General features: G+C 38.2%; 7 protein-coding genes. 2 read left to right on the forward strand and 5 right to left on the reverse strand.

Features of this window, described 5'->3' with window-relative positions; genetic code table 11:
* Window positions 1-73 precede the first annotated feature (73 nt).
* On the reverse strand, window positions 74-3,028 hold the full coding sequence (locus L0668_RS15885) for a TonB-dependent receptor (protein WP_235313706.1): 2,955 nt from the start codon (window positions 3,026-3,028) through the stop codon (window positions 74-76).
* Window positions 3,029-3,216: 188 nt separating this feature from the next.
* On the opposite strand from L0668_RS15885, the gene L0668_RS15890 reads away from it, so the two are divergent.
* Both L0668_RS15890 and L0668_RS15895 read left to right on the forward strand, forming a co-directional pair.
* Window positions 3,217-4,494 (forward strand): pectate lyase family protein, encoded by a 1,278-nt coding sequence (locus L0668_RS15890; RefSeq protein ID WP_235313707.1) that lies wholly within the window; start codon window positions 3,217-3,219, stop codon window positions 4,492-4,494.
* Window positions 4,495-4,663: 169 nt separating this feature from the next.
* Window positions 4,664-6,091 carry a DUF1593 domain-containing protein gene (locus tag L0668_RS15895; protein ID WP_235313708.1) on the forward strand — a complete coding sequence of 476 codons (1,428 nt, stop codon included), beginning with the start codon at window positions 4,664-4,666 and terminating at the stop codon, window positions 6,089-6,091.
* 99 nt (window positions 6,092-6,190) lie between these two features.
* Here L0668_RS15895 and L0668_RS15900 read toward each other — a convergent pair whose 3' ends face one another.
* The 4 genes from L0668_RS15900 to gtfA all read right to left on the reverse strand — a co-directional run bounded on the left by L0668_RS15900 (window position 6,191) and on the right by gtfA (window position 12,569).
* Window positions 6,191-7,153, reverse strand: a complete 963-nt coding sequence (locus L0668_RS15900) for a PfkB family carbohydrate kinase (RefSeq protein ID WP_235313709.1) — start codon at window positions 7,151-7,153, stop codon at window positions 6,191-6,193.
* Window positions 7,154-7,170: 17 nt separating this feature from the next.
* Window positions 7,171-8,397 (reverse strand): MFS transporter, encoded by a 1,227-nt coding sequence (locus L0668_RS15905; RefSeq protein ID WP_235313710.1) that lies wholly within the window; start codon window positions 8,395-8,397, stop codon window positions 7,171-7,173.
* Between the two features lie 78 nt (window positions 8,398-8,475).
* A complete protein-coding gene (locus tag L0668_RS15910; protein ID WP_235313711.1) occupies window positions 8,476-10,869 on the reverse strand; it encodes a TonB-dependent receptor in 2,394 nt (797 codons plus the stop codon).
* A gap of 221 nt (window positions 10,870-11,090) precedes the next feature.
* Window positions 11,091-12,569 (reverse strand): sucrose phosphorylase, encoded by a 1,479-nt coding sequence (gene gtfA, locus L0668_RS15915; RefSeq protein WP_235313762.1) that lies wholly within the window; start codon window positions 12,567-12,569, stop codon window positions 11,091-11,093.
* Window positions 12,570-12,585 lie beyond the last annotated feature (16 nt).

Raw genomic sequence — 12,585 nt, forward strand, 5'->3', positions numbered from 1 at the left:
CGAGGATGACTGTGTATGTCTACGATTATTATTCATCTTTTAATCGCTAAATTTGTAAGTCGTTAAATAACAATTAATAAAATTTATAATTCACACCAACTTGGTAAGACGAACCGTAAAACTCACGTTGAAACATGACATTTCCGCCAGACTGTGGGTTACCTTGTACATACTTAAGATCGACTTCGTCAGTTAAATTAATCGCATCAAAATAAACTGAAAGTTGCTTGTTTAGGTCGTATTTAACCTTCACATCAAGCGTAGCAATAGCATCAATGTAGCGATCATAAGTTTCATCAGAGGCCACAGCATCTAGTATTTCTGAACGATAGTTACCAATCACCCGTGCAGACCAATCATTATTTTCCCAACCCACAGATAAGTTAACTGTGGTATCCGCTTGATTGGGCATACGTACTTTGTCTAGCCGGATCTTTTCATCAACTTTTGCTTCGCTATCTAAGAAAGTGGCATTACTTTGAATAAACACACCATTTTCAAAAAACTGGTTGTAACTCAATTCCATGCCTAAAACCGTGGCTTTTTCACCATTTAGGGTAATATTTATGGAATTCAGTACGAGATCCTGAGGGATGGCAAAAGCAGTCACACGATCGACAGGTAAGGTTAACGGCAAGCTATCTAAACTATCTTTTAGGCCTACAGCATCATATATAAAGTTGTCGATACTCTTATAGAAGAACGACGCTTCCATAAATAGATCTTCGCTTGGGTACCAACCAATAGAGGTATCAAAATTTGTTGAACTCATAGCGACTAAATTAGGATTCCCAACCTTTACAGCATTGTCTGAACCTAATACAAAGCCTTGCAAATCAATGGCACTTGGGCTGGCTAAGTCGCCAGGATCATCACCACATAAAGATAAATCATTTGGATCACACAAACTAATTCGACTATCGAATTTAGCGAAACCACGAGCTTGGTTGAATGTTGGACGAGTGTAACTGGTCCAAAGTGCAGCTCGGACTAAAATATCGTCCGTGGGTTCATATCTTAAATGGGCACTAGGAAAATATTCACTGTAAGTGATTTTCGCTTCAGGCAATGGAATACTGATATCCAATTCACTTTGTGCGCCAAAATCAAAACTATCATTATTAATCGATAAAAAACCAGTAGAAGAAAACTCAGTGTGCACGTAACGTAACCCAGTAATTAGGGTTAATTCATCACTCATGGGTAATTCGGCCATGGCATATAGTGCGTAAGTATCTTCATTAATTTGATAATCATCTCGAGTACTTTCAAAAGAAACGTTGCCGCCAGTAGCTGATTCAGCTAACGGTCCAGCTATGGCAGTAATATATTCAACCTCATCTCTTGTGGGTAACGGATAAGTGAAATTCCCAGTCGCAGGAATTTCATTTGCATAAGCTGACAATGGCGACTCTTGAACCGCTATACACTCAGCTACTCCATTACAATCACCATCTTGTGGAATAAAACTCCAACGATCTTTACCTCGTTCATGCAGACGTTCAGATGTTGTGCCACCGATCTTGATATAACTTAAATGATCAAAATTAAAATTTTGCCTAAGGTTAACTTTTAGAGATTTAATTTCGTCAATACGAGTACTGTCTTCTAAAAAGATATTATCTAAATCAAAGTTATCGAGAGTCGAAGCATCACCTCGTACATCTGCACTATTAGCCCCATCAAATACAGCTGGATCTAAGCCAGAAATACTCGCCGCTTCTTCTGGGGTTAACACTCTTGCATTAATACCGTCTTTAAACCCTTGGCCCAATACAATCAAATCCCGCTCACGAAATTGGGTTCTTCGACCTTCTGGGATCAAGGTTTCAGCTTTTGAATAGGCGTATTCATAATCAAAGGTAGTGGCATCACCAATAAAGTGTTTACCACCAATACTCATAGTATTAGTAATATTTTCACCCTCTTGGATAAAATACTGATTTTGTAAATCAATATCTGTTACGATAAATTCACTGGTAGCCTCATTTACCCAAGCAGTTTCTCCACCACCAATTGCATCGCCATCAGCAAAATCGAATTTTTCCCTCAAGGCAATATCATCATCTGTGTATTTTGAATGGTTCAACCTGACATAATATTGGTTATTTTGATCAGGTCTAAATTCTATATTGGCATTGGCTGTGGTTCTTTCACGGGTAGCATCTTCTAACCGTTTTTCTAATTGACTAGGGGCTAACACCTGATCACCAAAAGGCTCAACCGAGGTAACCGAACCATCAACATAGCCGAGATCGGCTTGGCGTAAACGCATGGTGAGAGTGTCATGTTGACGACCATCTTCAACATGAGTTTTACGACTTTCAAAACCAGCAGAAAATCCAATACCTAATTTTTTGTCAAAGAAAAACTCTGTGCCATCAAGGGCAAATTTGGGCGAATGTTGTTTACTCAATTCTTGATAGGAGTTTTGTACCTTAACTTTAAAACTCTCTTTACCTTTGTCGTAGGCGGAAATAGCTTTTACATTCACCATGCCACCAATAGAATTTAGGTTAAGATCAGGTGTAAGGGTCTTAAATACTTCAATTGAGCCTAATGAATCACCTGTGATACCGGCCAAGCCAACCGCTCTATCATCACCGGCCCCGGCCATTTCACCACCGTTCATACTCACCGCAACAAAATTTGGACCTAAACCACGAATAGACACATGTGTGCCCTCGCCTTCACTACGCTCTAAGGTGACACCCGGTAATCTGCGTAGAGACTCTGCCACGTTTTGATCAACAAAGTTACCCAAGTCGTCTGTTGCGATAACAGAACTGTATGAGTCACTAGAGCGCTCCAATGCACGAGCTTTCATATCAGCTAGGTGCACACCTTTGACCTCAATAACTTCTGTATCACCACTGTTTTCTTGTTGGTTTTCTGGGCTTTCTTTTTCAACGGCATCTGATGACTCTTTTGAAATACTATTTTCAATAGGTTCAGACTGTGCCAAAACAGGCAGAGATAACGCTAAAGCGACTGCAGCAGAAATTGCTTTTAATTGCATGCTTTTCATATTTGCTTCCTATAGGGCGAATATATTTTTATATTTTTGATAACGAATTTATGTAACATCGAAGACAACATTTAAAATATTGCCACCGGTGGCATAAAAAGCTATCATTTTGCTTTCCAGTTTGTCAATATATATTTAAATTTGTTAAAACATTTTAACTAATAAGAAAAGAAGACGTTAAATATCCTATGCTAAAATTACATGTATTCAAAAAATCCTTTGCCTTCTGGGTATTAATTTTTGTAGTTTCAACTAGCTGTGCAAATGAAAATTCGACTCCATTAGCCTTTGATGGAGCCCTAGGATTTGGCAAGTTCACCCAAGGTGGACATGGCGGAGAAATTTATCGAGTGACCTCTTTGAATGACTCGAAACAGCCAGGTACCCTTCGTTACGGCATACGTTTAAAACAATCTAGGATCATTGAATTTGATGTTTCCGGCGTGATTAAACTTACCTCACCTCTTAAGATTAATAATGGCAATATCAGCATTTTGGGGCAAACCTCACCTCATGGTGTTGCCATTGTAGGCGCACCTTTTACTGTTTCAGCTGACAACGTTATTATTCAACATATACGCTTTAGGCTAGGTACTTATGGATACGCAGAGGATGCGTTAACCGTGCGCAATACCACGAATGTAATTATCGATCATTGCTCCATTAGCTGGAGCGTTGACGAAGCCGCTAGCATGTATGGTAATAGCAATTTCACTTTACAAAACTCCATCATTTCAAACAGCCTAAATAAGTCTATTCACCCCAAAGGCAACCATGGTTACGGTGGTATCTGGGGCGGAAGAAACGCCACCTTTGTCAATAACATTATTGCCAACCATGTTAGCCGCACACCTCGCATAAATGGTTATAGATTAAATTCGCCGTATACCGCCGAAGAAGAGTATATTGAAGTAGTCAACAATCTGATTTTTAATTGGGGACATAACTCTGCATATGGAAGTGAAAATGGCCGTTTTAGTTTAGTTAACAACTATTATTTACCTGGCCCTGACAGTAAAGCAGAACGTATATTTGATTTGTCTTATAGTGAACAACCGTTTAAACCAACAGCATATATCCAAGGCAACATTTACCATGGGAAACCTTGGGACAAAAACAACTTACAAGGTGTGATTGTTAGGACCAAAAATAAACAAAAACATACAGCAACAAGTACGTCTGACTTATTTACCAACAACCCTATATTACCTCACGCAAAAAGCGTACTAAATGCACAGATACCAGCCGCTAAGCAGGTGTTTAGGGATATGTTAAAAGATAAATCAGTTGGTGCTTATGCCACTAAAAATGGCAAATTTTTTGATTCCATTGACAGTCAATTATATGAGCAAATTAGTCTAACTATGAATTCAGATGATGTCACTAAAATGCCTTCGGCAATCATTAACCATGAAAATCAACAAATAAGTTCATTAGAGGCCTACCACAAGCAATTTATCCAATAATCTAACCTTGGAAACAAAACCAATGTAGCGCTTTGGATATACCTAAATAATAGTTTTAATAATTGAAGAACTAAATCAATCACATACATGTGGTCTAGTTAAACCATTCAAAAAGAATTACAGTTAATTAACGGTAAACCAACATAAAAACAACAATGAAGCATTCAAAATGAAATTATTTTTAATATGTATATGCCTAATTATGCTATCCGTGTCTACTTTAGCAAAAGACATTGAAAAACATAGAACCATAATTTTAACCGATATCGAGGCTGATCCTGACGATACTCAATCTTTAATTAGATTGTTTTTATATGCCAACCAAATAGAAATAAGAGGTTTAGTGGCCACCACATCAGCTTGGTATCATCACTCAGTTGAACCAGAATCAATAGTTAAAGTAATTAATGCTTACGGCCAAGTTCAAGCAAATTTAAATAAACACCAGCCGGGATATCCCAGTGCAAAGTCACTTTTAAAGTTAGTCAAAACAGGCCTACCTGTTTACGGCATGTTGGGCGTGGGAGATGGCCATGACTCTGAAGGTTCTGATTGGATAATCCAAGAACTAGAACGTAAAGACCAAAGACCTTTATGGATATCTGTATGGGGAGGAGTTAATACCTTAGCTCAGGCTCTTTATAAGATCAGAGAAACCAAACCAGCCAGTATAGCCAAAGAAATGATTGCAAAAATCAGGGTATATACTATTTCAGATCAAGACGATAGTGCCTTATGGATCAGGGAAAATTTTCCACAAGTATTCTATATTGTTAGCCCTGGAGATAGTTATGCACAAGCAACCTGGACTGGTATCAATACCTTTATTGATGGTATAGATAACACCAGCATAAGTAACAAATGGTTTGCTAAAAATATCCAGCAAAACCACGGTCCTTTAGGCGCCCGTTACCCTGATGTAGCTTGGGGGGTTGAAGGCGACACACCAGCATTCCTTTCATTAATTCCAAATGGACTTAACCATGCAGAAAAACCTAATTGGGGTGGCTGGGGTGGTCGTTATGAATACTACCTACCGGATTTTTCTAAAGTGAAAGATGGTGGTTCAATCGTAACTATTGCACCTGAAACTCGCCCTATTTGGACGAATGCAGATGATAAGTATACGCCTTATGTAGCAGGTGAATATGGTCGCTCACTTATTCCTAGTAAAAAGACCTTTGAAGGTTACAAAGAAACCCTATGGCGCTGGCGTGATGATTTCCAAAACGATTTTGCTGCGCGTATGGATTGGACGATCAAAAGTTATGAAGACGCAAATCATCCACCTGTACCTGTATTAAAAACGAGTGATAGACTAACAGTTAAATCAGGAGAAGGATTTACCTTAGATGCAAGTCATTCAACAGATCCGGACGGTGATAACCTAACCTTTTTATGGTTTGATTACCCTGAGGCTGGTACCTACAAAAAACCAGTGAAGATAAGCGCAGCAAATAACGCTCACGCTATTAATGTTGAAACACCAGAGGTAAATAAAACCCAAACCTTCCATATCATTTTAAAACTAAGTGACAAAGGATATCCTGTCTTAACCAGTTATAAACGTATAGTGGTTACAGTTGAACCCAAATAACCCAATTTTTAAATAACGCTTTATCATTAAGCTTCAGTAGTAACTTAATAAAAATGCCCGAACTAAGTCGGGCATTTTAATATATGACGACTGATTTAACTAAATCTGAATATTGAGTTTACTCGCAACAGTTTTAATCTCGTCAATATTTGGCGGTTGACATCCTTCTCTGGAAATATTGATACTAGCACCTACTTGTGCATAATTTAATGCGGATTCAAATAGCGTATGAGAGCTAACTGTCAAAGGCTGGGTTTGTAATTTGTTCCGTAATATATAACTAAGTAAAGAAGCAAAAAAGGTATCTCCTGCCCCCACTGTATCAATAAAATTACTAGGCGTTAGACCTTGCCCGTCAATATGAAAATCCTGACTAATTAAACTTGCGCCGTGTTCCCCTTTAGTCAGAGCTATGACACTGATACCCGCTGTTTTAGCTAACGACTGACAATAATTTTGTTGCTCAGACTCTATGCCTAGGATGGCAAGATCTTCATCACTGACTTTTAGATAGTTTGCATACTTCATTAGCGTGATAACAGTTTGATGGTAATCATCTGTATCTACTGTACCTAACTTTCGCATATTAATATCAATGCTAATCGGGATATTTTTTGTTTGTAAATATTCAAATATCTGCAGTAAAAACGCTCGCTTTTCAGGTACTAAGACTAAGGAGCCTGTATGAAAAAGTGCAAGATCATCAGGAATATTTTTGATTACTTCTTCAGCACTAATATCGAAATCAGCGATATTGTCACGGTACAGAGTATAAGCGGGTAAACCATTGTCATCTGTAGTGACGATTGCTAACGAGGTCGGTTTATTACTTTTACCGACAAATGGAGCGTCAATGCCTTCACATTTAGCCATCTGTGCTATTTGCTTACCTAACTCATCGTTGGCAATGGGAGACATATATAAACAATTGATATTCTGTCTACTAATAGCCCTACAAACATTAAAAGGCGAACCACCTACTAAAGATTTAAATACTCCATGCTCTTGACTTATCATGTCAATGAGCGCTTCACCAAAAACCGCAACCTGTATATTTTCCATTGATTAAAGTCCTTAAACTATTGGTTTCCATATTGAGAAATATTTTGCTGTGCCAGCCTTTGGGTCGCAGGTTTTTTAAGCCAGTTGTATATCATAGCTACAAAAAGCAACCCAGCAAAAACCGTAGCCATATAAAATCCATATTTTGCATGACCTCCCATTATGTCACTAAACACTCCCATCAAAAGTGGACCAAATGAAGCCGCTGCAGCAGTAAAAAACAAAATGACACCAGCAATGGCACCGTGTTCAGACTTATGGAAACAACTGATACCTTTTGAATTAAGAGTGGGATAAATCATAGACATAAATAAACCAGATAATGGAAGTAAAAACACCGCAACCTCTAACCCTAAGGTCATACTGAGTACGTAACAAAAACAAATTGCACCAGAAAACAATAACATTGCGACTTCCCAACTCATTTTACTCAACAACCAAACAGCTAAAAACCGACCAATAGCTCGTAGGGTGAAAAATAAAGTAAGAGACCAAGTAGCAGCCCATGCAAATGAACCTGTGTATTCAGATAGGAGTAAAGGCATCCACACGTAAATAGCTGCTTCAGCAGCCACATACAACATAATAACCACTGAAAAACCTAGCGCAAATGGGTCTTTAAGTAATGAAAATGTGCGAGATAAATTGATCGGTTCTGAGGATTCTGTCACTGTTTTTGGATAATTCACTTTAACTGCAATCAAACATAGCAAGATGCAAATTCCACCGGCAAATACATATAAATACTTCCAACTTACACCCGACGTTAATAAATAGGTCACAATAAATGGTCCTATTATCGCGCCAATTCCAAAAAAACCTTCCGCTAAATTCATAGTTTTAGTATGACTAGCTGTTGAATCGGAGATATCGCCTATCAGTGCTAGAGCGCCGGTTTTAAAGATCCCTATGGCTAATCCAGAAATAACTAATAAAAACAAGAAAAAACCAAAAGAGTGACCAATTGCAAACAGGCCACATGCAAATGCAAATAAGACTAAGCCAGCTATAATGGTGGCTTTTCGTCCAAATTTATCAGCTAAAAAACCTAAACCAATTCCACTTATGGCTATAGCGGCCATAGGACCATAATGAAATGCGCCTGCAGCAGTCATAGATAAACCAAATTCCTTTATGATTTCAGGAATAATGACACCTACTGCATCTGTGGTCATGGCAAACATCATAAACATCATGTAGGTCAAGATTTTTATGGTAGACAAATTAGCGTTTGAATCATTCATTGCAGGTACTCTTGTATAGTGACTTGAAAGCGCTACCAACCTGTTTTTTTAGGTTGGTAGCTTTACCCATGGTACTCGTTAGAAGTTATATCGTAAATTTACCGAAGTAGTGCGTCCGTTTATTGTTCTTGCACGAATAACGTCATTAGGGTTTGCTGCACCTTCTTCCGCTTCTGTGATACCTACCACATCAAACAAGTTATTAACGTTTAAACTAACTGTAAAATCATCAGTCACAAAGTATTGAGCAAACGCATTGACTTGGGTATAGGCATCAAATTTAAGCTCATTACTATCTTGTGCATAAGCGCCAGTGGTGCCAATTAAATTCACACCTAAAGTTGCTTCATCCAATTTATAAGTGCTAGTTAGTGTATAAATAAGATCTGCTTGTCGACGAGGAGTATTTCCTACTACAGCCGGCGTTACTCGATCTTTGGTAATTTCAGCATCCGTCCAAGTCAAACCACCTTGGAAGCTCAAAACATCCATGTCGTAGGCAAACTCTACTTCAACACCTTTGGCTTCGTATACTCGATCAAAGAATTTTTGGCTCGTTGCTTCGAAGTTTTGCTCTTCGGTTTCAGCCATAAAGGCAGTCACAAAAATACCTAAATCTTTTTGTCTATATTTGTAACCCACTTCTATTTGATCAACTAAATCAATAGTATCTTCTTTAGTTACGCTGCCATCAGCCGCTATCTTACCAAATGCTAATCTGTCAGCGTTTGCTCGACCACCGCGGCTTAATCTTGCAAATACAGAGTTATCTCTGTCCATTGAGTAGTTAGCGCCTACTGAATAAGAATTGTAACTCCAGTCATAATTAGCGATAGATGGATTAGCATTGTCAATACCGGCCACATTTTGTTCAGGAACAGAAATAACACCGTCACCGTTCATATCTAATGTTTGGGTCACAGCACCAGCATATGTGCCCACTGCATCCCCTTGATCTCGACGGAAACTCGCATCAAATGTCACATCACCTAGATCGGCAGACACCGCAATATAAGGCGCAGAAATATTATAAGTTAAGTCGTAATTACGCTGGCAGCAGTTACCCCAAGCTGGTGTACCATAAGCTAATAAACCGTTGTCACTTAAGCTATTTCCATTCGCATCTGCCACATTTAATAACGCAGCATTATCGCCTTTAACTTCCATTAAATAAGAATTCCATAACCATGACATGCTTATTTCTTGTCTAGCTTTATAGTAGCCGGCAGTTACTGAAACGTTATCAAAGCTACGAGTTAACTTCATATCGTTTACCAATGAACCCATATCATTCAAATCAACATCAAAAGTATGAATCCGCATGGCTAAACCATTACCGTTAGCATTAGTTGGAAAAGCTTGTCCTGCCATAGGACCATTGGCATAACTTAGACTTGCTCCCTCTCCAAAGTTTGCTGCCATAACGTCTGCATTTGCAACCGACTCAGGAAATAAAGAAACAAATGAACCAGATATATCAGAAATTCTGAATCTATTTTCAAAAGTCCAGTCATCAGAAAGGTTAATAACGGTTTCAAAACCCAATGCATTAACAACAGGGTTCATGCCGTCACGTAAATCTGAACGACTAATATTGTTATCACCATCTAAACGAGTCATGTTCAATAGGTATGCTGAGTGTGGCGTATCTTGTTGAGCATCAAACCCTGGGATTGAATCACCGTTTGCGTACATAGGCATAGGCAAATACCCAGTGCTTTTATCATCTAAATGTTTAAAATAAAGTCTGACATAACCATTATCTAAATCTTTGGTAATATTGGCTTTAATCTGCCCACCTGATTGACCTGAATAGCCTGTGTTTCTCGCCCCCTCTCCTTCACGTACAAATCCACCGATATGAAAACGTAAGTCATCTGACAATTCTGAGCCAAATTCAAAATCAGTGCGCAAAGTATCATAATCTAGACCTATGGTTGCAGATACACTGCCCCCTTCGGTTTCACCTGTTTTACTTAAAAAGTTGATAATGCCGCCAGGTGCGTTACTGGCAGTAGTTGAAGCTGAGCCACCACGAATGGCTTGAATACTTTCAATCGTTGAATCTGCTCTTAAGAAAATATCTGCATTACCAAAAGCGATATCACCAAACTGTATTATTGGTAAACCATCTTCTTGTAACTGCAAAAATTTAGCACCACCTGCAGCAACAGGTAAACCGCGCACTGCAATATTGGCATTGCCGTCTCCACCTGTAGACTCAGAACGAATACCAGGAATGGTTCTGAATATCTCAGCCGTTGTTCTAGGTGTAGCCACTTCCATATCACTCATATCAATGGTACTCACCGACACACTAGATTTCATTTTTGTGGTAGCTTGCGGTGTACCTGTAACAATAATTTGTTCAAAACCTAAGGTATCAGACTCTTCTTGTGCATAAATACTGCTTGTCGCCAAAGAAATCGATACAGCTAGAGAAAGTTTGCTAAGTTTAGTGAATGTATTCATTTTTAGGTGCCTCAATTGGTTTGTATCAGTGCGCGAACACTTTAAAAATTCGATTAAGATAATTATTTAACAATCATCTTAATCGTTTAAGTAAGTTTATCTCAAAAAAACCATTTTGCAACATAAAACCACATATTTTAACATTTTTGTTACGTTACTTGTTTTATTTGAGATAAATCAATCATATATCTTTCTTTATCGTTAAAGTTTCAGTCATGTTATTAGAGTAATAAGTCTTCTAACTGATAACTAGAACTCGCTTCATTTTCGATAAACGTTAATTTGGCAGACAAGTTATTCAAGTCAATACATAGTTGAGCTTGGCTTTTATTAACGTTTGACCAACTCAAGATGAGTTGTTGCTTGTCTAAGCTATGGTTAAATTGGCCTTCAAATGCGCTGGAATTATTTCTTAGTTTAATTAATTGGCATAAACCTTTTACAACAGGTTTACCAAGTTGCGACTCAATCATTTGTTTATCTAAATAGCTGCGGTTGATATCCCGTCCTACATTGGTTTTCTCAAGTAAGGCCATGTCATTTTGAATACCTAGTAATCCCATATAATAAACTTGTGGAATACCCGGACAAAAGAATTGAATAGCGCGAGATAACAAATAAGCCTTGTCGTCTGCACCAAGTGCATCATAGTAAGTACAATTAACCTGATAAAGATCAACATTACTAGCCGCAGCTCCAGTGGCTTTTTGACTTTCACCTTGACTATTTTTATGTATTTTTTCGACTAAGTTATCAATCGAAGTGTCATCTAATAAACCTGGTTTACCATCGTATTTACCCACATCAATAATACCTATTCCGTCATGGGTATCTAAAACAGTCACACAGTTTCTAGGTGAGACCTCTAACCACTTTGCTAATGGCGCCGCTTCTTTGGTAAAAAGTAAATGCATAATTAATGGCGGCAAAGCAAAGTCATAAACAAGATCGACCTTTTTCGCAATATTCACTTGAGTTTCGTAATGAGAGTGGATTTCCACTAAACATTTCATGCCTTTAGCTTTTGCTTTATCAGCAAGCTCTTGAATAAACTCAAATGTTTCTTCAAGCATGAAACAATTAGAACCAGGTTTTTTAATAGCATAACCTGCCGCATCTAAACGAATTAGAGAGACATTAGCATTAGAAAATTTGGTCATAATGTCATCCAAATAGGCTTCCCCAGCGTCAGATTTTACGTCTATATCTATTTGATTAGAGGTAAAGGTAGTCCAAAAATTTTCAATTTGGCCATCTGCTACTTCAAATTGACTAAAGCAAGGTGTAGGCCGTGGACGATAGATTTTTGCTAAATCATCCTTGCTCGGATTTTCTCCAAATACTTTCTCTTTAGTTAAAAATAGAGGGTAGTATATGGAAGATTTACCATTGACCAAAACATCTTTAAACTGAGGAGACTCAGCTGACATATGATTTACTATCATATCAGCCATGACTTCAAACTGAGAACCTAGGGCTTTTACGTCACCCCAATCGCCCAATCTCTCATCTACCTTAGTGTGATCTATTGGATCAAATCCAGCATCAGATCCATCTATTGGGTAGTAAAATGGCAAACAATGCACTCCACCAAACAAGTCTTTTAACTGGTTGTTTAAGACCTTGTTCATATCTTCTAAGTTACCTGAACCTAACCGATCCACATAGGTGATCAGTTGAACCTTGTTATTTAATGACATCATTATCTCCCGCGCT

Source organism: Paraglaciecola algarum (assembly GCF_021532655.1).
Taxonomy (GTDB): domain Bacteria; phylum Pseudomonadota; class Gammaproteobacteria; order Enterobacterales; family Alteromonadaceae; genus Paraglaciecola; species Paraglaciecola algarum.